The sequence below is a fragment of the Streptomyces angustmyceticus genome, from assembly GCF_019933235.1.
Taxonomy (GTDB): domain Bacteria; phylum Actinomycetota; class Actinomycetes; order Streptomycetales; family Streptomycetaceae; genus Streptomyces; species Streptomyces angustmyceticus.
Genome location: NZ_CP082945.1, coordinates 7,439,355 through 7,461,587, shown reverse-complemented (window position 1 = coordinate 7,461,587; position 22,233 = coordinate 7,439,355). Strand labels below are relative to the sequence as shown.

Below are 22,233 nucleotides of genomic sequence, written 5' to 3'. Positions count from 1 at the left end.
GGGCTACTCCATTTCCGAATTACCGCCCCCTGCCCCGTGCAACGGCAGTCTGCCGCCTTTAAGTTGGCCGGCATGAACGACATATATGGCTCCTGTGACGCGCGGTTCTCCGCCCTCGAGGAATTGTTCCGGGAGAATCTGGCGAACGGCACGGACGTGGGGGCGTCCGTCGCCGTGTTTCTGGCGGGCGAGCCGGTGGTGAACCTCTGGGGCGGCCATGCCGACGAGGCCCGCACCCGCCCGTGGCAGCGCGACACCCTCACCAACGTCTTCTCCACCACCAAGACGGTCACGGCCCTGTGCGCACTGGTGCTGGCCGACCGCGGCACGCTCGACCTCGATGCCCCGGTCGCGCGGTACTGGCCGGAGTTCGCCCAGGCCGGCAAGGAGAACGTACTGGTCCGGCACCTGCTCGCGCACTCCGCCGGGCTGCCGGCCTGGGACGAGCCGGTGACCTTCGAGGACGTCTACGACTGGCGGAAGTCCACCGCCCTCCTCGCCCGGCAGACGCCCCGCTGGGAGCCCGGCACGGCGAGCGGCTACCACGGCTACACCCAGGGGCACCTCGTCGGCGAAGTGGTCCGCCGGATCACCGGCCTGAGCCTGGGCACCTTTCTCGCCCGGGAAATCGCCCGCCCGCTCGGCGCCGATTTCCATATCGGTCTGCCCCGGGAACAGCACCACCGGGTGTCCCCCGTCATTCCTCCGCCGGTGATAGCGGAGGGCGTGCCCATGGACCATCCGATGGTGCGGGCCCTCAACAATCCGCCGATCTACGAGACCGGTCACAAGGTCGCCTGGACCACGGAATGGCGGGAGGCGGAACTTCCCGCGTTCAACGGGCACGGAAACGCGTACGCGATCGCGGCGATCCAGTCCGTACTGGCGGGCGGCGGCGAGGCGCGGGGCGTGCGGCTGTTGTCGGAGGCCACCTGCGACGCGGTGTTCGTGACCCAGACGGACGGGCTCGACCGCATCCTGCAGTTCCCGGTCCGCTGGGGGCTGGGGTTCGCGCTGCCCAGTGACAGCCTGCCCGTCTCGCCCCACGCCCGCGTCGGGTTCTGGGGCGGGGCGGGCGGCTCCGCCTGCCTCGTCGACCGCGACGCCGGGATGGCGTTCGCCTATGTCCCCAACCGCATGGTGGACCACGGCGCGACCACGGACGACCGCTGTATGAAGCTCCTCGCGGCCGTCTACGGCACGCTGCTCGGCTGAGAGGTCCGGCCCGGCGGGCTCCGGGGTGCCGTGCCGGGCGGCTCCCCGGGGACACCGGATCCGCGGGCCGCGGGCTCTCGGACGCGGGCAGGCCAAAGGCGGCGGGCGCCGGAACGGTTCCGGTGCCCGCCGCCTCCGGCCCGGCTCAACGCTCCCGGGCGCCCTCGTACATGGCCTCGATCCGGTCGGCGAAGCTGCGTTCGACCTGGGGCCGCCGGACCTTCATGCTGGGGGTCAGCTCCCCGTGGGCGAGGTCGAAGTCCCGGTGCAGCACGGCGAATTTCTTGATCGTCTGCCAGCGCTGGAGGCCGGCGTTGACCTGGCCGATGTACTGCCCCACGAGCGCGTGGGTCTCGTCCGCGGCACACACCTCGGCATACGAACGGCCGGTCGTTCCACGGGACTTCGCCCAGGACATGATCGACGCCTCGTCGAGGGTGACCAGGGCGGTGCAGAAGTTGCGGTGGTCCCCGATGACGACGATGTGGGAGACGTACGGGCAGACGCCCTTGAAGCGGCTCTCGATCTCCAGCGGGGCGACGTACTTGCCGCCGGAGGTCTTGATCAGTTCCTTGATGCGGCCGGTGATGCGGAGATAGCCGTCGGGCGTGAGTTCCCCGAGGTCACCGGTGTGGAACCAGCCGTCGGGGTCGAGGACTTCGGCCGTCCGCTCGGGGAGGTTGTGGTAGCCGCGCATGATGTTCGGGCCGCGCATCAGGATCTCCCCGTCGTCGGCGATGCGCACCTCGACCCCGGGCAGCGGCCGGCCTGCCGTGCCGGTACGGAACTCCGCCAGGCTCATGGACGCCCCGCACGCCGACTCGGTCAGCCCGTACCCCTCCAGGACCGGTATCCCGGCGCCGCTGAAGAACCGGCCGATGTCGGGGGCGAGCGGCGCGCTGCCGGTGGGGCAGCCCCGCATCCGGCCGCCGAAGAGGTCGCGGACGCCGGCGTAGACCAGCCGGTCGGCGAGGGCGTGCCGGGCGGCGAGCGGGAACGGCACCAGGCGGCGGCCGGCTTCCATGCCGCCGCCGTGTTCGGCTCCCCGCTCCTGGGCGGCCGCGGCGTAGTCGCGGGCCACCCGGGCTGCCCAGTCGAAGACCCGCCGCCGCAGGCCGCCTTGGCCGCGCGCCTCGGCGGCCAGCGAGTTGTAGATCTTCTCGAAGACCCGGGGCACCGCGGCCATCAGGGTCGGCCGGAGTCGCTGCAGGTTGGCGGTCATCCGGTCGAGCCGGCCGTCCACCGCCAGGGCGTAACCCACGGCGATCTGACCGCACAGCAGGTTCTTGCCGAAGGCGTGGGCCATGGGCAGCCAGGCGTACTCCAGGTCGGCCGTGGTGAGCAGGCCCAGGTCGCGGGCGGCCTGTGCCTGGAAGGCCCAGCAGTCGTGCACCAGCCGTACGCCCTTGGGCCGGCCGGTGGTGCCGGAGGTATAGATGAGGGTGGCCAGGTGCTCCCGGTCGATGGCGGCGACGGCCTGCTCGACGGCTTCGGGGTACGCGCGCAGGTGGTCCGCGCCGCGCCGTTCCAGGTCGGCGAGGGAGAGCACCGGGAGCGCCGCGGCCGGTCCGTCGTCATCGGGCACCGGCACGGGGTCGAAGGTAACCACCGCGGCCAGCGCGGGCAGTTCGGCACGGTGGGCGAGGGCCTTGGCCGCCTTCCCGGCGTCCTCGGCGAAGAGCACGCGGCTGCCGGAGTCGGCCAGGATGTACGCGGTCTCGTCGGCGTCGGTGCTGGGGTAGACGGTGGTGGTGGCCGCGCCGGCGCACAGGATGCCCAGGTCGGCGAGGATCCACTCCAGGCGGGTACCGGAGGCGATCGCCACCCGGTCCTCGGCGCCGATGCCCAGGGACAGCAGTCCGGCGGCGACGGCCCGTACGCGCTGCCCCGTCTGCTCCCAGGTCAGCGACTGCCACGGCTCCTCGCCACCGCCCGGTCCGGTGGGCACGGGGGAGCGGTACGCCTCCGCCCCCGGGGTGGCGGCGACGCGGGAGAGGAAGAGATGGGCGAGGGAGACCGGGCGGTCCCCGTCGGTCGGCGGAAGGTTCACGGTCACCTCTCTGCGGCCGCGCGGCGCCGCGCGGCCGGCTGCGGACGGTTGCGGGGGCGCCGGGTTCGCTGCGCCGGCGGGGTGGGTGCCCGGGACGCTCATCCCTGCGGACCGCCCGAGACGTAGAGGACCTGGCCGGAGACAAAGCCGGCCTCCTCCCCCACCAGGAAGGACACCGCGTGGGCGATGTCCTCGGGCTCGCCGACCCGCGCGACGGGTATCAGCCCGGCCATGTGCGCCCGCAGTTCCTCGAAGTCGGCGCCCACGCGGGCCGCGGTGGCGCGGGTCATCTCGGTGACGACGAAGCCCGGGGCGACCGCGTTGGCGGTGATGTTGAACTTGCCCAGCTCCACGGCGAGCGTCCTGGTGAATCCCTGGAGTCCCGCCTTGGCCGCCGCGTAGTTGGCCTGCCCCCGGTTTCCGCGGGCCGAGGTCGAGGACAGGTTCACGATCCGGCCCCAGCGCTGCTCGGTCATGTACCGCTGGGCCGCCCGGGTCATCAGGAAGGCCCCGCGCAGATGGACGCCCATGACCGTCTCCCAGTCGGCCTCCGACATCTTGTGCAGGAGGTTGTCGCGCAGCACGCCCGCGTTGTTGACCAGCACCGTCGGCGGGCCGAGTGCGCCGGCGATCCGGGCCGTGGCGGCGTCGACCTGGTCGGTGTCGGAGACGTCCGCCGCGACGGCCAGGGCCCGGCCGCCGGCCGCGGTGATGGCGGCGACCACGGGCTCGCAGGCGGCGGCGTCGAGGTCCAGGACCGCGACGGACATGCCGTCGGCGGCGAGGCGTCTGGCGGTGGCGGCGCCGATGCCTCGGGCACCGCCGGTGACAACGGCTACGCGGTGGGACGGGTCCGGCATGGTGTTCCTCCCGGGAGGGCCCTGTGGTCCAGGGCGGTGCGGTGAGCCGCTCGGTACGGCGAGCGGGGCCGGGCGGCCAGCGGGGTGCCCGGCACAGGTGGGGTGGTGCACGGCGTGTGCGCGGCGCTGCCACCGTCACCCGGGGCGGCACCGCCGCGCTCCCTGCATCCAACGGTCCGGGGGCGGGGCACCGCATCCGTAGGACCACTGGTCGGGGCGACGGTCGCCGGTGCGGCCCCGGGGGCTTCGGTCCGGCTCCTGCGGTCCGCCGGGCGGGGCCGGGGAAGTGTCCTGCGGGACGCAACTCCCTTGTGACACTTGCCTGTTGGTTCGTAGTGCGGCCTCCACGGCGGGCCGGACTCCCGCGGGGCGGGCCGGAGCGGATGCCTGCGATGTGACGGCTGCCACGGCACCGGTTCGCTGGACACCGGCGCTGATCGCCGTTAACACTGTGGCCAGCGGCGCCCGCCGAGCGGGCGGTCACCCACCGCGGGATTCCTCCGGGCGTAGAGCCCGTGCGCACCATGTGCCCTACGGAGTCCCGGGGTCGCGTCCCGTCCCGCCACCGCGCGGGAACCCATCCGCACATCCGCGGCGGACCTCCCCTCACCGCTCCCTCCTTCCCGTGGGCCGGCGTCCCGCCGGTCCGTGACGGACCGGGAGCAGACCTCCGACATCCCGCCTCGTCCGGCCGGCGCCCTGTGCCGTCCCGGGCGTGCCGCGGGGCACTCGGGCGTCCCGTGAGCGAGGTCTCCGCGGCGCAGCGCAAGGAGGCGCGCATGGGGCCGTTGACCGGTCTGCAGGTAGTCGAAATCGGTGCTCAGGGCCCCGGGCCGTTCTGTGCGACGGTCCTGGCGGATCTCGGCGCCCGGGTCGTACGGATCGACCGGCCGGCCGAAGTGGACCGCCCGTTCGACGACGTCATCCTGGGCCGCAGCCGGCGGTCGGTCGCCGTCGATCTGAAGGCCCCCGAAGGCCGCGCGGTGGCGCAGCGGCTGACCGACCGCGCCGATGTGCTCATCGAGGGCTTCCGGCCCGGTGTCATGGAGCGGCTGGGGTTGGGTCCCGAGCCGTGTCTCGACACCAACCCGCGCCTGATCTACGGGCGGATGACGGGCTGGGGACAGACCGGGCCGCTGGCTCACGCGGCCGGCCATGACATCAACTACACGGCACTGTCGGGGGCGTTGTCGGCCATCGGACGGCCGGGCAGCGGCCCGGTGATTCCGCTCAACCTGCTCGCCGACTTCGGCGGCGGGGGCATGCTGCTGGCCGTCGGGATCCTCGCCGCGCTGCAGGCGCGCACCACCACCGGCCGCGGTCAGGTGGTGGACGCGGCGATGGCCGACGGCGTGGCGCAGCTGATGGGCATCTTCTACGGCCTCAGCCAGCAGGGCAGTTGGCTGCCCGGGGCGGGCACCAACTGGCTGGACGGCGGTGCGCACTTCTACGACACGTACGAGACCGCCGACGGCCGCCATGTGAGTTTCGGTGCGGTCGAGCCGCAGTTCCAGCAGGCGATGTACCGGGCCCTGGGGCTGGACCCGGCCGACTTCGCCGACGCGTGGGACCGGAGCCGCTGGCCGGAGTACAAGAAGCGGATCGCCGAGGTGGTCCGGCAGCGCACCCGCGACGAGTGGTGTGCGGTGTTCGAGGACGTCGACGCCTGCTTCGCGCCGGTCCTCTCCCTGGAGGAGGCTCCCCGGCATCCGCACTTCGCGGCCCGCGAGAGCTTCGTGACCTGCGAGGGGCTGGTGCAGCACGCGCCGGCGCCCCGCTTCGGCGACACCCCGTGCGCACCGCCGACCCGGGCCGCCCGGCCCGGCGACGCCACGGCCGCGGTGCTCGCCGAGGCGGGCTACTCGGCCGCGGAGACGGAGGAGCTCCTGGCCGCCGGCGTGGTGGCCGCCGCCTCGTCCGCCGGGTGAACGCACCCAGCGGGCGGCGGCCGCGCGTCGCATCGCCCACGCCCCTCCGCCCCTCCCTCTCTTCCTTCTCTCTTCCATCCATCCCCCGGACAAGGGACCTTCCATGACCACCGAGGCATTCCTCTACGAAGCGATCCGCACCCCGCGCGGGCGCGGCAAGAAGAGCGGCGCCCTCCACGGCACCAAACCCATCACCTTGCTGACCGGCCTGATCGACGAGCTGCTGCGCCGGCACCCCGACCTGGACCCGGCGGCGATCGACGACCTCGTCCTGGGCTCCGTCATGCCGGTCGGCGACCAGGGCGGCAACATCGCGAAGGCGGCGGCGCTGGCCGCGGGCCTGCCCGACACGGTCTGCGGCGTCCAGCTCAACCGCTACTGCTCCTCGGGCCTGGAGGCGGTCAACACGGCCGCGGCGCGGGTGCGTTCCGGCTGGGACGAGCTGATCGTGGCCGGCGGTGTGGAGTCGATGTCGCGGGTGCCCATGGGCTCGGACGGCGGCCCGTGGGCCTTCGACCCGGAGACCAGCCGCAAGGGCGCCTTCGTGCCGCAGGGCGTCAGCGCCGACCTGATCGCCACCATGGAGGGCTTCACCCGCGAGGACGTGGACGCCTACGCGCTGCGGTCGCAGCAGCGTGCCGCGGCCGCGTGGTCCGGCGGCTACTTCGCCAAGTCCGTCGTCCCGGTGGTGGACCACGGCGTGCCGGTGCTGGACCACGACGAACTGGTGCGGCCGGACACCACCTTGAGCGGGCTCGGCGCGCTGCCCGCGTCGTTCGCGGCGCCGGGTGCCCTCTACGACGCGATCGCCCTGCAGAAGTACCACTGGGTGGAGCGGATCGAGCATGTGCACACCCCCGGGAACTCCTCCGGCATCGTCGACGGGGCGTCCCTGGTGCTGATCGGCAGCGAGCGGGCCGGCGCCGCTCTCGACCTCACGCCGCGCGCCCGGATCGTGGCCGCCGCCCTGACCGGCACCGACCCCCTGATCATGCTGACCGGACCGGCCCCGGCGACCCGCAAGGTGCTCGACCTGGCCGGGCTCACCCTCGACGACATCGACCTCTTCGAGCTCAACGAGGCGTTCGCCTCGGTGGTGTTGAAGTTCGTCAAGGAGCTGGGCGTGCCGATGGAGAAGGTCAACGTCAACGGCGGCGCCATCGCGATGGGGCATCCCATGGGAGCCACCGGAGCGATGCTCGTCGGCACCGTCGTCGACGAACTGGAGCGCCGTCAGGCCCGCCGCGCCCTCGTCACGCTGTGCGTCGGCGGCGGGATGGGCATCGCCACCGTCATCGAGCGGCTGTGACCGCCCGCTCCGCCCGCCCCGCCGTCCGCCACCGCTACCGCTACCGAACAGGACCCCTCGCATGACCGACACCATGATCCGCTGGGAGCAGGACGAGGACGGCATCGTCGTCCTGACCATGGACGACCCCACCGGCTCCGTGAACGTGCTGAACGCCGTCTTCGCCGCCTCGCTCGACGCCGCCGTGGCACGCCTGGAGGCCGAGCGGGAGACTGTGACCGGCGTGATCCTCACGTCCGCCAAGCGGAGCTTCTTCGCCGGCGCCGACCTCACCGTGCTCCGCCGGACCGCGCCCGACCGGGCGGCGGAGCTGGCGCGCGCCTCGGACCACCTCAAGGGCCTGCTGCGCCGGCTGGAGACGCTGGGCCGGCCGGTGGTCGCGGCGGTGAACGGCGCGGCGATCGGCGGCGGCCTGGAGGTCGCGCTGGCCTGCCACCACCGGATCGCGCTGGACGCGGCGGGCAGCCGGATCGGGCTGCCCGAGGTGACCCTGGGGCTGCTCCCGGGCGCCGGCGGGCTGACCCGTACGGTGCGCATGCTGGGCCTGCACGAGGCGCTGTCCTCCGTCGTACTGACGGGCCGGCTGTTCACCCCGCCGCAGGCGCTGGCGAAGGGCCTGGTCGACGAGGTGGCCGAGTCCGCCGGGGACATGTTCCTGCGGGCCCGGGAGTGGATCGCCCGGACGCCCGGGGCGGCGCAGCCGTGGGACGTCGAGGGCTACCGCATCCCCGGTGGTGCCGCGACCTCCCGGACCTTCAACCACTCGGTCGTGGTGCCGTTCTCCGCGACCGTCCGCAACCGGGGCCGGGGAACCAAGATGGACGCCCCGCACCACATCCTGGCCGCGGCGGTCGAGGGCACCCAGGTCGACATCGACACCGCGCTGGCCATCGAGACGCGCTACCTCGCCGAGCTGGCCTGCGGGCAGATCTCCTCGAACATGATCAAGGCGTTCCATTTCGACACGGAGCACATCGCGAACGGCGGCAGCCGCCCCGAGGGCTTCCCCGCGCACCGGGTGCGCAGGGCGGTGGTACTGGGCGCCGGCATGATGGGCGCGGGCATCGCGTATGTGTGCGCCGCGGCCGGTATCGACGTCGTCCTGAAGGACATCGACGGGGCGGCCGCCGAGCGGGGCAAGGCGTACTCGCGGAAGATCCTGGACCGTGCGGTCTCCCGCGGGCAGTTGACCGAGGACGGCCGTGCGGCGGTGCTGGACCGGATCACGCCCACGGACCGGGCCGAGGACGCGGCCGGGGCGGACCTGGTGATCGAGGCGGTCTTCGAGGACGCCGGGCTCAAGAAGCAGGTGTTCGCCGAGATCGAGCCGTATCTGGCACCGGACGCGGTGCTCGCCTCGAACACGTCCACCCTGCCCATCACCGGTCTCGCCGAGGGGGTGCGCCGGCCGGAGGACTTCGTCGGCCTGCACTTCTTCTCCCCGGTCGACAAGATGGCGCTGCTGGAGATCATCGTCGGCGAGAAGACCTCGGACGCGACGCTGGCCAGGGCCTTCGACCTCGCCCGGCAGATCGGCAAGACACCGATCGTGGTGGGCGACAGCCGCGGCTTCTTCACCAGCCGGGTGATCAGCACCTTCCTCAACGAGGCGCTGAGCCTGATCGCCGAGGGCGCCGCCCCGGCGTCCGTGGAGCAGGCCGGGATGCAGGCCGGCTATCCGACCGCGCCGCTGGCCCTGTTCGACGAGCTGAACATGAAGCTGGCCCAGCACGTCCGCAGGGAGACCCAGGCCGCCTACGCGGCGGAGGGGCGCACACTGCCCCATCAGGCGGCCTATGACGTCATCGACCGGATGGTGGAGTGGGGGCGCCCCGGCCGCTTGGAGGGTGCCGGTTTCCACGACTACGCCGACGGCGAGCGGGTGCGGCTGTGGCCGGGGCTGGCCGACGCCTTCCCGGCGGACGACCCGCCGGTTCCCTTCGCCGACATGCAGGAACGGATGCTGTTCGCCGAGGCACTGGAGTCCGTCAGGTGCCTGGACGAGGGGGTGCTGCGGTCGGTGCCGGACGCCAATGTGGGCTCGATCCTCGGGATCGGGTTCCCCGCGTGGACGGGCGGCGTGCTGCAGTACGTGAACCAGTACGAGGGCGGGCCCGCCGGGTTCGTCGCCCGCGCGCACGAACTGGCCGCGCGCTACGGGGAGCGGTTCACGCCACCGGCCTCGCTGGTGGCGCGCGCCGAGCGGGGGGAGGTGTACGAGTAGTCCGCCGGCGGCGGGCGGTTCACCGGGGGCCGGGCGCCGGGGGGGGTGCGGGCCGCGCCCCGCACCGCGGCCGTCCGGACCCGCTCCCCCGCTCCCGCAGGCCGGCCCCGCTCTACGATGAAACCTCGCCGCCGGGGCCCGGGCCCGCAGGGCCGGTCCGCACCGTCCCTCCTGCCCGGGCGGACGACGGGACGTTGGCGACAGGCCCGGGACCGGCCCCACCCGCCGGCGGCGGCTCCCGGTACGGAGGCAAGGATCATCGACAGGGACACCGAACTGTTCGGCCGTGACGACGAACTGGCCGAGATCGACCGCGTTCTCGGTGGTGTCACGGCCTCCCGCGGCGGCCTGCTCCTGCTGCACGGCGAACCCGGTTGCGGCCGGAGCGCCCTGTTGGAGCAGGCCGGGCGGCGCGCGCGGGCCCTGGGGGCGACCGTGGTCACGGCACACGGCGCCGAGGCCGAGTTCCCCCTCGCGTATGCGGGGCTGCACCAGGTGCTGCGCCCCCTGCTGCCGGGTGTCGCGGGCCTGCCGCCGGCCCAGGCCGAGGCGCTCTCGGGGGCACTGCGGCTGACCGCGGCGCCGCACGCGGACCGGTTGGACCGCTTCCTGGTGTCGGCGGCGGCCCTGTCGCTGCTGACCGGGGCCGCGACGGCGGGCCGCGGACTGGTCTGCCTGATCGACGACGCCCAGTGGCTGGACCGGCCCAGCGTGGACGCCCTGTTGTTCGTGGCCCGGCGGCTGGGGCCCCACGGCGTGGGCCTGCTGCTGGCGCGGCGGGATCCGGGGCCGCCCCGGCTCGCCGACCCCGTACTGCCCCGTCTCGCGCTGCCGGGCCTGGACGCGGAGGCCGCCGGCGCGCTGCTGTCGCGGCGGTCGGGGGTGCGGGCGGACGCGGCGGTCGTGCGCGAGGTGACGGCCGCGACCGGCGGGAGCCCGCTGCTGCTGAGTGAACTCGGCACGAATCTGACGTCGCGTCACCTCACGGGCAGGGAAGCCCTGCCCCGTCCCCTCCCCCTGGAGTCCGGGGTCCTCAGGGCGTTCCTCGGGCCGGTGCGCGCGCTGCCCGCCGCGGTCCGGCTGGCGTTGCTGGTGACGGCCGCGGAGGAGAGCGGCGATCTGCCGGCGGTGGCCGCCGCGCTCGGGCGCCTCGGGGCGGAGCCGTCGAGCGTGGACGCCGCGGAGGCGTCCGGCCTGGTGAGCGTCACCGGAGGGCGGATCGCGTTCCGCAGCCCGGCGCTGCGTACCGCCGTCTACGGCGCGACGCATCCGGCCCGGCGGCGGCTGGTGCACCGGGCACTGGCCGAGGTGCTGCGCCCCCGGGCCGGGGACGGCCGCCGGGCCCGGCAGCTCGCGGCGGCCGCGCTCGGCCCGGACGAGGCGGTGGCGGCCGAACTCCAGGAGGCCGGCGAACTCGCGCACCGGCGCGGGGAGTACGCCGGCTGCGCCGCGCTGCTGGACCGCGCCGCGCAGCTCACCGCGGACGCGGACCGGCGCGCCGAGCGGCTCCACGACGCCGCCCGCGCCGCCTGGCAGGCGGGGCAGGCCGCACGCACCGAGGAGCTGGTCCGCGAGGCGCTGCCCCTCACGGACCGGCCGGGGACGACGGGCCGGCTGCTGCGGCTGCGCGGCGCCGTCGAACTGCGCGGCGGGGTCCTCACCGACGCCTGCCCGACCCTGGTCAGGGCGGCCGGGCTGCTGGCGGCCGACGCGCCCGACGACGCGGCCCGGACCCTGATACAGGCCGCGGAGGCCGCCTCCCACATCGGGGATCTCGCCCGGTACGGCGAACTCGGCCGGGCCGCGGGCCGGTTGCCGGGCCGCTCCCCCGTCGTCGAGTGCACCCGGCTGCTGCTCACCGGCATCGGGCACGTCGTGGCGGCGGACACGGACCGGGGCACGCGGCTCATCACCGCCGGGGTCGCGGCGGCGCACACCGCGGGTGATCCGCTGCTGGTCGCCTGGGCCGGCGTGGGCACGTTCTACCTCGGGGAGGCGGCCGCGGCGCTGGAGCTGCTCGCCCGGGTCGCCGACGAGGCCCGGGCGTCGGGCCACGCGGGGGTGCTCTCCAGCAATCTGGAGTTCACGGCCCAGCTGGAGATGTTCAGCGGACGCATGACCGGTGCGGAGGCCCTCAACGACGAGGGGCTGCGGCTGGCCCGGGAGTCCGGGCAGGAGAACCTGGCCGCCATCCACCTGGCGCGGCGGGCCTTCATGTGCGCGCTGCGCGGGGACGAACGCCGCTGCCGGGAGGCGGCCGAGGCCGCCCTCGCCACGGCCCTCGCGCGCCGGATCGGCATCGCCGCCGCGACCGCCCGGCACGCGCTGGCCTGTGTGGCGCTGATGCACGGCTCGTACGGCGAGGCGCTGCGGCTGCTGGACCTGGTGGCGGTGCCCGAGCCCGGCTCCGGGCATCCGCTCGTGGCGTTCTTCTCCCTCCCGGACCGGATCGAGGCCGCCGTCAGGGCCGGGGAGCGGCAGGCCGCCGAGGAGGCGTTGGAGTCGTTCGAGCGATGGCAGGGCCGGGCGACGCACGGCGAGGCCAGGGCGCTGCTGGCCCGGTCGCGAGCCCTGCTGGCGTCCGACGACGCCACGGCGGCCGGGCTCTTCGCCGAGGCGCTGGAGCTGCACAGCGGCAGCGTGCCGGTGGAGAAGGCGCGCACCGAGCTGTACTTCGGCGAGTCCCTGCGGCGCGCCCGCAGGCGGCGGGAGGCCCGTGGGCATCTGCGCTCGGCCGCCGCGACGTTCGCCCGGGTGGGGGCCGGGCCGTGGGCCGAGCGGGCGCGGCAGGAGCTGCGGGCCGCCGGCGAGAGCCCGCAGGCCGACGGGGCGGGTGCGCGGAGCGGCGAAGGGCGGTTCACCCCGCAGGAGGTGCGGATCGCGCGGCTCGCGGCGGAGGGGAGCACCAACAAGGAGATCGCCGCGCGGCTCTTCCTCAGCTCCCGGACCGTCGAGTACCACCTGTACAAGATCTTTCCCCGGCTGGGCATCACGTCCCGCAGGGAGCTGGTGCGGCTCTTCCACGAGGACCCGGACCTGTTCGGCTGACGGCCCGTCCGCCGCCTGCGGGCCGTGCGCGGGCGCGAACGGGCCGTGCCCGTACCGCACTGGCGCGGCACGGGCACGCGACGGGGCGTCCGTCGTCGTGGCCGGTCTCAGGCGCCGGCCGCCGGCAGGTCCACCAGGTGGGCCAGCGCGGCGCGGTGCCGGTCGGCGGTGCCGAGCGCCAGGGCGCTGCTCTTGGCCCGCTTCAGATACACGTGCACCGGGTGCTCCCAGGTGAAGCCGATCCCCCCGTGCAACTGCAGCGCCGTCTCGGCGGCTTCGACGACGACCTCGGAGACGAACGCCTTCGCCAGGGCGGCCTCCGGCGCCGGGTCCGCGGTCCCGGAATCGAGGGCCGCGACGGCGTGCCGGGCCACCGCGCGGGCCTGCATCACCAGCGTCCACAGATCGGCCAGCCGGTGCTTGACCGCCTGGAACGAGCCGACGGGCCGGGCGAACTGGTGCCGCTCCCGCACATAGGCGACCGTCGTGGACAGGCACCACTGGGCGACGCCGAGCTGTTCGGAGGCCAGCAGGGCGGCCCCGGTGGTCAGCGCGCGGCGCAGCAGGCGACCGGCCTCGTCGCCGGTGGCCAAGGCGGTGGCGGGCGCCGCGTGCAGGGCGACGTCGGCCAGCGGCCGGGTCAGGTCCAGCGAGCAGCGCGCGGTGCGGCGCACGGTGTGCCCCACGGCGGCCGTGTCGACGGCGTACAGCCCGGGGCCGTCGCCGCCGGACGCCGGGACCAGCAGCACATCCGCCGACCGGGCTCCGGCGACGCTGGTGACGGTGCCGCTGAGCCCGCCGTCGGCGTACCGCACCGTGTCCGGGAAGGGCAGGTCCGGCGGGCTGGAGAACGGCACCGCGAGCGCCGCGATCCGGTCCCCGGAGGCGACTTCGGGCAGCAGCCGGCCGTCTCCCGCGGCGAGCAGCGCCGCGGTCGCCAGGACGCTGCTGGCCAGGTAGGGCACGGGGGCGGCGGCCCGGCCCAGCTCCTCCAGGACCACGGCGGTCTCCCGCCAGCCGGCGCCCGCGCCACCGCGCTCCATCGGTACGGGCAGCCCGGTCACGCCGAGTTCCGCGGCGAGGGCGGTCCACAGGCCGGTGTCGTGCGGCTGCTCGGCCTCCACCCGTGCCGGGAGGTCCGCGGCGGGGCAGCGGTCGGTCAGCAGGGTCCGCAGCTCCTTGCGGAGGTCGTCCTCGACGTCGCTGTAGAGAAGGCCGGTGTCGGCGGAGCCGGGGCCGGCTGCGGTACGGGGTGAGGTGGTCACCTGGGGAGGTCCTTCCACGGGGTCGTCTTGTCGGTCCGGCTCTCCTGCGGCAGGCCCAGCACCCGTTCGGCGATGACATTGCGCAGGATCTCCGTCGTGCCGCCCTCGATCGAGTTGCCCTTGGCCCGCAGGTAGAGGAAGCCGAAGGAGCGCCCGGACAGGTCCTCGTCCGGGTCGGGGCGCCGGAAGGTCCAGTCGTCGTACGACAGGCCCTCCTCGCCGAGGAGTTCCAGGGCCAGCCCGGACAGCCGCTGGTTGAGGCGCGCGAAGGCGATCTTGGCGGCCGAGCCCTCGGGGCCGGGCTGGCCGGCGGCGAGCTGCTGGCGCAGCCGCTCCGCGGTCAGCCGCAGCGCCTCCGCCTCCACCCAGGACCGCAGCACGTCCGCGTGCAGCCCGGGGGTGCGCAGTTCGGGCCGCTCGCGCCAGGTGCGGGCCAGCGCCCCGACCATGCCGCCCTCGCGGGGCAGCGCGCCGGCACCGATGGCGACCCGTTCGTTCATCAGGGTGCCGTTGGCGACCTTCCAGCCGTCCCCCACCGCCCCGACCCGCCGGCTGTCGGGGATCCGTACGTCGGTCAGGAACACCTCGTTGAACTCGGCCTCACCGGTGGCCTGGCGCAGGGGGCGCACCTCGACGCCGGGGGCGGTCATGTCGACGAGGAAGTACGTCAGGCCCTGGTGCTTGGGCAGAGCGGGGTCGGTCCGGGCGACGAGGAGCCCCCAGTGGGCCTCGTGCGCGACGGAGGTCCACACCTTCTGCCCGTTGACGATCCAGTCCCCCGACGCCTCGTCCCGGACGGCCCGGGTGGCGAGCGCCGCCAGGTCGGAGCCGGCGCCGGGCTCGCTGAACAGCTGGCACCACACCTCCTGCCGGGTGAACAGCGGCCGCAGGAACCGCCGTTTCTGCGCCTCGTCGCCGAAGGCCAGCAGCACGGGCGCGGCCATGCCGAGGGCAATGGTGTGCAGGCCGGGTGCGGCCGGGGGGATGCCGGCGGCCGCCAGTTCCCCGTCCACGACGGCCTGGAGGGCGCGCGGGGCGCCCAGCCCTCCGTAGCCCGGCGGGAAGTGGACCCAGGCGAGACCCGCGTCGAAGAGGGCGCCCAGGAAGGCCGCCGGGGCGGTGGCCTGCGGGTCGTGGTCGGCGAGTCGGTCCCGGACCGCGGTCCGGATTCGGTCGGCCGTCCAGGGGCCGGCGGCGTGCCTGCCGCGCCCTGGTTGTGCTGGTGCCATGCGGATTACCTCTCGGGATTCGGGTGTGGCCCGCGGCTCGTGGGAGGACGCGGGGTGTGGCGCGGTCCGGCCGGACCGGGGTGCCGGGCCGTGGCGCAGGGGTGTTGTGGGGGCGGGCCGGGGGATGGTGTCCGTCCCGGTCCTGCGGTGTCACGGTTCTCCGGTGTCCCGGAAGCCGGTCCGCCCGGTGGGTGCGCGCGGCGGAACTCCCGGCCGCGGGCTTGAGGTTCGACGGGCCCTTCCTCCGCCCCCGTGGGCTTCCGCTCTTCGCTCACGGGGGCGGGGAAGGAACGGCTCGGGCCACCCAGGGAAAAGGCGCCCGGAGCCCGCGGCCGGCGGGACGTCCCCACGTCCCTGCCGCTGCTCTCCAGTGGACCACCGGCCGGACGGCACCGGGTGGGTGATCGTTACTCCTTCGCCGGAGGGGGACGGCGGGCCCGGTCGGTCAGCTGTCAGGCGGACAGCATCCGGCGCAGGTCGCGCCGGTCACCGACGCCGAGTTTGCGGTAGACGCGGTAGAGCGTGTTGCTGACGGTGCGCGGGGAGACGACCAGTCGTGCGGCGATCTCCTTGTCGGCCATGCCGCGGGCGGCGAGCGCGGCAACGGTACGCTCCCGCACGGAGAGTGATGGTCCGTCACCCAGGAAGTACAGCGGCGGGGTGGCCACGTCGCCGCAGCGCCGGAGCAGGGTGCGGGCCTGCGCGGTCGCGGCGGTGGCGGCGCGCTCCCGGCCGGCGTCCCGCTGCAGCCGGGCGAGTTCCGCATAGCCCTCGGCGGCGTACAGGCTCGCCCCGCAGTCGGCCAGGGCGTGGCACGTGCGGCCCAGCAGCTTGGCATCGCCGGTCGCCAGGGCACGGGCGTAGTGCAGTCGGGCGCGCAGGAACGGCCCCTGGACGGGCAGGCCGACGAGGGCGCCCGGGTGGGGCGGCAGGCCGAGCCGGGCGTGCTCGTGCAGCGCTGTCACGGCGTCGCCGTACGCCTCGTCGTCGAGGGCGGCGTCCGTGGCGGCGCCCAGGAGGCGGGCTGCGGCGTCCTGATCGCCGTCCCGGTGGGCGAGGCGCGCCCGGGCCAGTGCGAGTGCGGTGGCATGGCGTCCGGCGGACAGGCCGTGCAGGGTGTCGTCGTCGGCCGGGAGTCCGTGCGGCGGCAGGCAGCCGGCTATCAGTGCGGCGTAGACACGGGCCTTGGTCTGCCACGGTGGCCAGCCGACGCGGTAGGCCGGGGTGAAGGTGACGTACGGGAGCGCTTCGCGCAGCCGGCCGCGTTCGTAGAGGGCGCAGCCGAGCGCCAGCCCGCGCTGGGCGTCCACCCTGACCCGGTGTCCCTCGGCGGCGGACCGGTAGGCGCGGGTGAGCAGGGTCTCGGCGGCTTCGAGCCGCCCCGCGTGGAGCAGCGCGACGGCGTGCGCCTCCGCCAGCCAGTCCGCGTCGCACAGGCCGCCCGTGCCCCGTTCACCGGCCCCTTGCCGCTGGAGTCGACGGTGGATCTCCAGCGCGTCCAACGGCCGTCCCCGGCGGCACAGGGCGGACATGGCGAGCAGCGCGGACTCGGTGCGGTGGGATGCGCCGGGCCGGGCGACCGGTGGGGCGGCGCCGGCGAGCTCGCGGTCGGCACCGCCGCGGAAGCAGTCCGCCACGGCCCGGGCGGCCTGCTGTTCGTCGCCGTGCAGCCGCTCGATGAGCCGGTCCGCCTCGGCGTGCCGGCCCTGGAGGGCCAGGGCGCGGGCGGCGAGGGGATCGAGGCGGGCGGCGATGTCCGGGCGGTCGGCGCCGGCGTCGGCGGCGAAGCCGATCAGTTCGTCGAGGTCCGCGCCGGCCAGCAGGACCCGGCCGAGGAGTTCGGCGGCGAGCGCGGTGCGGTGGGTGCGCCAGGCTGCCTTCGCCAGCCGGGCGGCGACGGGCAGTTCGTGTCCGCGCAGGGCGTGCCCGGCGGCGTCGAGGAGGGACGGCTCATCCGGCACCAGCCCGGCGTCCAGCTGCCACTGGGTCACCCTGACCCGCTCGACGGGCAGTTGGCCGCCCCGGGCGTCGAGCGCCGCGGCCCAGGTCCGTAGCCACTCCCCGCTGCGCAGCGGCGCGACGTCCTGCCGCAGCACCTGTCCGAGATAGGGGTGGGCGATGCTCAGCGCCCCGACGGGCGGCGGTCCGGGGCTCCCGCCGTGCGCCCGTCCCCGCACCAGTCCCCGGTCCTCCAGGCGCAGCAGCGTCGCCGCGCCGACCACGGTCTCCAGCACCGCCAGGCGCGCCGGTTCGGCCAGGGCGATCAGCTGGAGCGCATCGCGTTCGGCGTCCGGCAGCGCCGCGAGAGCGGGGGCCACCAGGTCCCGCAGGGCACTGGAGGTGGGTGTCCCGTCGCCGAGGTGCCACTGATCGCCGTCCCGTGTCAGCAGCCCCTGGCAGAGGGCGGCGCGCAGCAGTTCGCGCAGCAGCATCGGGTTGCCGGCCGACATCTCGGCGAGCCGGACGGCGCCGGGCCGGGTCAGCCGGCCCGCCAGCAGGGCGGCGGCCAGCCGGCGCGCGGACACGGCGTCCAGCGGGGCGAGGTCGAGGCGGGCCAGGTACTGGTCCTTCCAGAGCGTGTGCAGTCGGGGGGCGGCCTCGTCGGCGTTCGCGGTGATCAGGAGCTTGTGCGTCCCGCGGTGGGCGATCCGCAGCACCACCGCGACCCCCTGCGCGTCCAGCAGGTGGGCGTCCTCGATCCACAGCGTCCTGGGACGACGCGCATCCGTCCGCAGCAACGGCCCCGCCGCGTCCGGGACCTCGACCGCCGTCAGACACTCGATCCGCGCCGCCCCGCCCGCCCCCGCCCGCGGCTCGTACGGCAGATCGCCGGCGCCCGGCCGCTCCCCAGGATCCACGGCGAGCAGCGGACGGGCACCGCGTGGGGCCGCCTGCGACGCCGCCACGACCTCCTGCGCCAGCCGGGTCTTGCCGACCCCGGGCTCCCCGGTGATCCAGATCCCGCCGCCCCGGGCCTGCCGGCTCAAGCAGTGCAGGGCGACGGCGAGTTCCCGCTCCCGCCCGACCAGTGGTGTCCGGCCGACGAGGGCCGTTCCTTGCGCTTCCGGCACGGGGCGCGGCGAGGCGTACGGCGCGGTCTGCACGGCGGTGGCCATGGTGTCCTTCCCAGACGTCGAGCGGGCGACGGGGCACGGCGGCACGAGCGGGCCGCCCTGCCGCCGGACCGCCCCACCGGGCCGTCCCGCTTCCTCGCGTCACCCACCGGGCCCCGGAGACCCCGGGTTCCCTGACAGAGGTCCAGCTCAGCGGGCGCAGGCGGGGGTGCGCATCCGTGGAAGCACTGGTGGCGGTTCGGGGCGGAGGGCCCGGGGGACGGAGAGACCGCACGGGTCAGGGGCGCCTTCCCCGGCGCGCCTCCGGGAGACATGGAGGCAAGCGCTCTGTGCCACCCGGAGAGCCTCCCCCCGGATGGCAGCGGAGTCGCGAGTGGTGGCGCGGGCCCCGGCCCTATCGCTCAGGTCGTCTGTGAGGGGACGCCCGCGAGGAGGAGCAGTGCGTCGACGAGGTCGTCGGTGCCGGTGCCGGTGGCGAGGCGGCGGAGTTGGAGACCGACGACGAGGGCGACGGCGGGGCCGGCGAGGCGTTCGGGGTCGGGGGCGCCGATCGCGCCCAGGAGGGAGGCGGCCAGACGGTCGTAGGCCGCGAAGCACTCCTGTGCGGCGGCGCGGAGCTGGGGGTCGCGGCCGGCCTGGAGGTAGAGCTCGAAGGGGGCGATGTGCTCGCTGTCGAAGGCGGTGTCGGCGGCGACCTGGCCGATCACGGCGGCGGCGTCCTGCGGGGTGGTCGGGCCGTCGCAGTGGCGCGCGGCCAGCTCGGTGAAACGACAGGTCTCCTGGTCGACGAAGGACCGCAGGCTCTCGCGCAGCAGGTCGTGTTGGGTCGCGAAGTGGTAGGTGACGGAGCCGAGTGAGACGCCGGCCTCCTTGGCGATACGACGGTTGGTGACCGCGGCGATCCCGTCGTCGCCGATGATCCGTAGCGTGGCCGCGATGATGCGCGCGCGGGCCGGGGAGGTGTTCGGCATGACGTCATCGTCCCATGGCAGGCCGGGACATCATCCGGGACGGTCGGAATACGGGACAGCCGCCGGGTTTGTCGCGGGCCGGGCACGGACCGGATGCGGATCGGATGCCGATCGGATGCGACCGGACGCGGATCGGGTCTCGCGGATTCGGCCGCCCTCCGATACCGTTCGTTCGAACGAACAGCAACGGAGGGTGATGTGCTGACCATCAAGGGATCGACCGTTCTGCTGACCGGCGCCAGCGGTGGCATCGGCCATGCGCTGGCCAGGGCGCTCGCGGCCCGAGGTGCCCACCTGGTGGTCACCGGCCGGCGTGCCGACGCGCTCGGGCAGCTCGAAACGTCGCTGGGCGCCCGGCCCTTGGTCGCGGACCTGAGCGATCCCGAGGCGGTCGAGGATCTCGCCGAACGCGCCGGGCCGGTGGACATCCTGGTCGCCAACGCGGCCCTGCCGTCCAGCGGCCCGCTGCTCGACTACACGCCCCGCGAGCTGAACCGGTCGCTGGACGTGAACCTGCGCGCGCCGCTCATGCTCGCCCGGCTCCTGGCCCCGCGCATGGTGGCCGCCGGGCGCGGCCACCTGGTCATGATCGGCTCCATCTCGGGCCGGACGGCCTCCCCTTCCACCTCGCTCTACAGCGCCGCGAAGTTCGGCCTGCGCGGCTTCACGCACGGCCTGCGGCAGGACCTGCACGGCACGGGCGTCGGGGTGTCCCTCGTACAGCCGGGCTTCGTCCGCGACGCGGGGATGTTCGCCGACTCGGGCGCCACACCACCCGCCGGGATCCGCACCGTCAGCCCCGCACAGGTCGTGGCCGGCACCCTCAAGGCGATCGAACGCGACCGCGCCGAAGTCAATGTGGCCCCGCTCGAACTGCGCCTGGGCAGCGCCATCGGCGGGCTCTTCCCCACCCTGGCGGCCGCCGTCCAGCGCCGGGCCGCGCCGGCCGCCCTCGTCCGGCAGATCGCCCAGGCCCAGCGCCACCAGCGCTGACCCGTCGTGGCCCGATCCGTGTGGCCGGTGCGCCTCGCTCGGACGGCGCGGAGCGAAGCGCACCGGGCCCGGCCACGGGCGCGGTGGCCGCGAGCGCGGTCACGTAGGGTCGCGGCATGGACCTGAGCGGCACAGTCTGGGGCGCCACCCGGCCGGAGCGGGCCGCACCCTACCCCTGCGACGCGTTGGTGGCGGGGCCTGCCGAGGCGTGGTTCCGGGCCGTGGACGTGGCGGCACCGCCGGGCCTGGCCTTCCGTTGGGTGCGGCAGCTGACGATCGCGCCGTACAGCTACGACTGGATCGACTTCCGCGGACAGCGAAGCCCGCGCACGCTCGTCCCGGAGCTGCCGGAACCGGCCCCGGGACAGCCCTTCCTGGTGTTCGAGATCGCGGGCTTCGAGACCGGCACCCACCTCACCGGTGTGCTCCCGGCGCGGCTCGCCGAGCGGCACGGGCAGATGGCGGTGAGCTACACCCTGAGCCCGCGCGAAGGGGGCTGCCGCCTGGTGGTGAAGGTCGTCACCGAGGCCGGGGGGCCGCTCCCCCGCCGGCTGCGCCGCCGGCTTCTCGCCTGGGGCGACCTCGTCATGATGCGCAAGCAGCTGCTGACCCTCAAGAAGCTGGCCGAACGGGATGCCCGGCGTCAGCCCGGGAGCGCCGACGCCGGACCGGGCGGGGACTCCTCCCCTTCGTAGGCGGCGAGCGCGGCTTGACGGCTCTCCAGCACCTCACCGAGATCCTCGGGCAGCACCCGTTCCTTCGCCAGCTTCATCCGGGCCCTGGCCTCGACGAACGCCCATGCCTGCCGGGCGCGCTTGTTGGCCAGGCGCCGGCTGCCGCTCCGGAGGAAGCCCGCCCCCGCCGCGAACCCGGCGGCCACCAGGGCCACCAGCGCCGCGGGCACCCGGGCGTTCGCCGACGCCAGCCCCGCGGCCCCGGACACGCCGGCCAGGAGCGCCGCGGGGAAGCCCAGCGCGATATCGGCCTTGACCCAGAATTCGGCCCGGCGGTGCGCGAGGTCCTTCTGCCGCGTCGCTTCGTCGCACAACCGCTCGACCTCGGCCCGCGGCCGGTTCGCGGGATCGTTGGGGGAAACCGACACGGGGCCGGGAGGAGTGGTGGCCATGCCTGATTCCAACACAGGCGAAACGCACGGGACTTGTGCGTGCGGGCACAGACTTGCGGGGCACGGGTGGTGGGCTCCGGACAGATCGGCTGACTACGGTGGGAACGACGCCGGCCCGGCCGGCGGACGGGCGGCCCGCCCTGCGCCGCCCCCGGACCCGACGAAAGGCGCGGACATGACGAGCGTGCACGGTGGCTCCCTGGACATCCCCACTCCGGACGGCGTCGCCGACGCGTACCTCGCCCATCCCGACGACGGCGCGCCGCACCCCGGCGTCCTGCTGTACATGGACGCCTTCGGGCTGCGGCCCTCGCTGGAGGAGATGGCCAAGCGCCTGGCCGGGCACGGCTACACGGTGCTGGTGCCCAACGTCTTCTACCGCTCCGGCCGCGCCCCGCTGGTGGAGCTGCCCGACGTCATCGACCCGTCCCAGCGGCCGGAGATCTTCGAGCGGCTCTTCCCGATCATGCAGACCCTCACGCCCCAGCCGGCGATGCGGGACGCCGGGGCCTACCTCGACTGGCTGGCCGCCTCCCCGCTGGCCACCGACGGCCCCGTGGGCACCACCGGCTACTGCATGGGCGGCGTCCTCGCGGTCCGCACCGCCGCGGCCCACCCCGACCGGATCGCCGCCGCGGCCGCCTTCCACGCCGGGCGCCTGGCCACCGACGCCGAGGACAGCCCGCACCGGCTCGCCGGCCGGATCACCGCGCGGCTGCACTTCGGGCACGCCGACCAGGACCAGTCCATGACGCCCGAGCAGATCGAGCACCTGGAGCAGGCGCTGGACGCCGCGGGCGTGCGCTACCGCAGCGAGCTCTACGAAGGCGCCCACCACGGCTACACCCAGGCCGACACCGCCGCGTACCACGCCGAGGCGGACGCCCGTCACTGGCGCAACCTACTGGACCTCTTCGGGCAGTGCCTCTAGAGGGTGCGTA

The 22,233-nt window shown here is 74.9% G+C and carries 15 protein-coding genes; 8 read left to right on the top strand and 7 right to left on the bottom strand.

What is annotated here, in order from left to right; all coding sequences use genetic code 11:
* Positions 1-72: 72 nt before the first annotated feature.
* Complete coding sequence (locus K7396_RS33165) at positions 73-1,215, top strand: serine hydrolase domain-containing protein (RefSeq protein ID WP_086715029.1); 1,143 nt, start codon at positions 73-75, stop codon at positions 1,213-1,215.
* A 145-nt stretch (positions 1,216-1,360) separates the two neighbouring features.
* Here the strand turns inward: K7396_RS33165 and K7396_RS33160 are convergent, their stop codons facing one another.
* Complete coding sequence (locus K7396_RS33160; protein WP_086715031.1) at positions 1,361-3,367, bottom strand: AMP-dependent synthetase/ligase; 2,007 nt, start codon at positions 3,365-3,367, stop codon at positions 1,361-1,363.
* Complete coding sequence (fabG, locus tag K7396_RS33155) at positions 3,364-4,125, bottom strand: 3-oxoacyl-ACP reductase FabG (protein WP_086715033.1); 762 nt, start codon at positions 4,123-4,125, stop codon at positions 3,364-3,366. Before fabG ends, K7396_RS33160 begins: the two co-directional genes overlap by 4 nt.
* A gap of 779 nt (positions 4,126-4,904) precedes the next feature.
* On the opposite strand from fabG, the gene K7396_RS33150 reads away from it, so the two are divergent.
* The 4 genes from K7396_RS33150 (at position 4,905) to K7396_RS33135 (ending at position 12,634) form a co-directional block, all read left to right on the top strand.
* Positions 4,905-6,053, top strand: a complete 1,149-nt coding sequence (locus tag K7396_RS33150) for a CaiB/BaiF CoA transferase family protein (RefSeq protein ID WP_086715035.1) — start codon at positions 4,905-4,907, stop codon at positions 6,051-6,053.
* A 103-nt stretch (positions 6,054-6,156) separates the two neighbouring features.
* Positions 6,157-7,362 carry an acetyl-CoA C-acetyltransferase gene (locus tag K7396_RS33145; RefSeq protein WP_152104481.1) on the top strand — a complete coding sequence of 402 codons (1,206 nt, stop codon included), beginning with the start codon at positions 6,157-6,159 and terminating at the stop codon, positions 7,360-7,362.
* 61 nt (positions 7,363-7,423) lie between these two features.
* On the top strand, positions 7,424-9,586 hold the full coding sequence (locus tag K7396_RS33140; protein WP_152104482.1) for a 3-hydroxyacyl-CoA dehydrogenase NAD-binding domain-containing protein: 2,163 nt from the start codon (positions 7,424-7,426) through the stop codon (positions 9,584-9,586).
* A gap of 117 nt (positions 9,587-9,703) precedes the next feature.
* On the top strand, positions 9,704-12,634 hold the full coding sequence (locus K7396_RS33135; RefSeq protein ID WP_143589148.1) for a helix-turn-helix transcriptional regulator: 2,931 nt from the start codon (positions 9,704-9,706) through the stop codon (positions 12,632-12,634).
* Positions 12,635-12,741: 107 nt separating this feature from the next.
* On the opposite strand, the gene K7396_RS33130 is transcribed toward K7396_RS33135, so the two are convergent.
* The 4 genes from K7396_RS33130 to K7396_RS33115 form a co-directional block, all read right to left on the bottom strand.
* Positions 12,742-13,899 (bottom strand): acyl-CoA dehydrogenase family protein, encoded by a 1,158-nt coding sequence (locus K7396_RS33130; protein WP_086719283.1) that lies wholly within the window; start codon positions 13,897-13,899, stop codon positions 12,742-12,744.
* Positions 13,896-15,128, bottom strand: a complete 1,233-nt coding sequence (locus K7396_RS33125) for an acyl-CoA dehydrogenase family protein (protein ID WP_086719284.1) — start codon at positions 15,126-15,128, stop codon at positions 13,896-13,898. Before K7396_RS33125 ends, K7396_RS33130 begins: the two co-directional genes overlap by 4 nt.
* Before the next feature lie 452 nt (positions 15,129-15,580).
* Positions 15,581-18,244 carry a LuxR family transcriptional regulator gene (locus K7396_RS33120; RefSeq protein WP_152104483.1) on the bottom strand — a complete coding sequence of 888 codons (2,664 nt, stop codon included), beginning with the start codon at positions 18,242-18,244 and terminating at the stop codon, positions 15,581-15,583.
* 359 nt (positions 18,245-18,603) lie between these two features.
* Complete coding sequence (locus tag K7396_RS33115; RefSeq protein WP_086717389.1) at positions 18,604-19,173, bottom strand: TetR/AcrR family transcriptional regulator; 570 nt, start codon at positions 19,171-19,173, stop codon at positions 18,604-18,606.
* 201 nt (positions 19,174-19,374) lie between these two features.
* Between K7396_RS33115 and K7396_RS33110 the strand changes: the two genes are divergently transcribed.
* Positions 19,375-20,166: an SDR family NAD(P)-dependent oxidoreductase gene (locus K7396_RS33110; RefSeq protein ID WP_086717393.1), complete on the top strand. Its 792-nt coding sequence runs from the start codon at positions 19,375-19,377 to the stop codon at positions 20,164-20,166.
* 116 nt (positions 20,167-20,282) lie between these two features.
* A complete protein-coding gene (locus tag K7396_RS33105; protein WP_086717390.1) occupies positions 20,283-20,861 on the top strand; it encodes a hypothetical protein in 579 nt (192 codons plus the stop codon).
* On the opposite strand, the gene K7396_RS33100 is transcribed toward K7396_RS33105, so the two are convergent.
* Entirely contained in the window at positions 20,810-21,292 is a 483-nt protein-coding gene (locus tag K7396_RS33100) for a hypothetical protein (RefSeq protein ID WP_167392743.1), read from the bottom strand. The genes K7396_RS33105 and K7396_RS33100 overlap by 52 nt on opposite strands.
* A 175-nt stretch (positions 21,293-21,467) precedes the next feature.
* Here K7396_RS33100 and K7396_RS33095 point away from each other — a divergent pair, with 175 nt between their 5' ends.
* Positions 21,468-22,223 (top strand): dienelactone hydrolase family protein, encoded by a 756-nt coding sequence (locus tag K7396_RS33095; RefSeq protein WP_086717391.1) that lies wholly within the window; start codon positions 21,468-21,470, stop codon positions 22,221-22,223.
* Positions 22,224-22,233: the final 10 nt, after the last annotated feature.

Coding starts and splice junctions, on each gene's coding strand:
- K7396_RS33165 (WP_086715029.1), top strand. CDS start 73: ATGAACGACATATATGGCTCCTGTGACGCGCGGTTCTCCGCCCTCGAG.
- K7396_RS33160 (WP_086715031.1), bottom strand. CDS start 3,367: ATGAGCGTCCCGGGCACCCACCCCGCCGGCGCAGCGAACCCGGCGCCC.
- fabG (WP_086715033.1), bottom strand. CDS start 4,125: ATGCCGGACCCGTCCCACCGCGTAGCCGTTGTCACCGGCGGTGCCCGA.
- K7396_RS33150 (WP_086715035.1), top strand. CDS start 4,905: ATGGGGCCGTTGACCGGTCTGCAGGTAGTCGAAATCGGTGCTCAGGGC.
- K7396_RS33145 (WP_152104481.1), top strand. CDS start 6,157: ATGACCACCGAGGCATTCCTCTACGAAGCGATCCGCACCCCGCGCGGG.
- K7396_RS33140 (WP_152104482.1), top strand. CDS start 7,424: ATGACCGACACCATGATCCGCTGGGAGCAGGACGAGGACGGCATCGTC.
- K7396_RS33135 (WP_143589148.1), top strand. CDS start 9,704: ATGAAACCTCGCCGCCGGGGCCCGGGCCCGCAGGGCCGGTCCGCACCG.
- K7396_RS33125 (WP_086719284.1), bottom strand. CDS start 15,128: ATGGCACCAGCACAACCAGGGCGCGGCAGGCACGCCGCCGGCCCCTGG.
- K7396_RS33120 (WP_152104483.1), bottom strand. CDS start 18,244: ATGGCCACCGCCGTGCAGACCGCGCCGTACGCCTCGCCGCGCCCCGTG.
- K7396_RS33115 (WP_086717389.1), bottom strand. CDS start 19,173: ATGCCGAACACCTCCCCGGCCCGCGCGCGCATCATCGCGGCCACGCTA.
- K7396_RS33105 (WP_086717390.1), top strand. CDS start 20,283: ATGGACCTGAGCGGCACAGTCTGGGGCGCCACCCGGCCGGAGCGGGCC.
- K7396_RS33100 (WP_167392743.1), bottom strand. CDS start 21,292: ATGGCCACCACTCCTCCCGGCCCCGTGTCGGTTTCCCCCAACGATCCC.
- K7396_RS33095 (WP_086717391.1), top strand. CDS start 21,468: ATGACGAGCGTGCACGGTGGCTCCCTGGACATCCCCACTCCGGACGGC.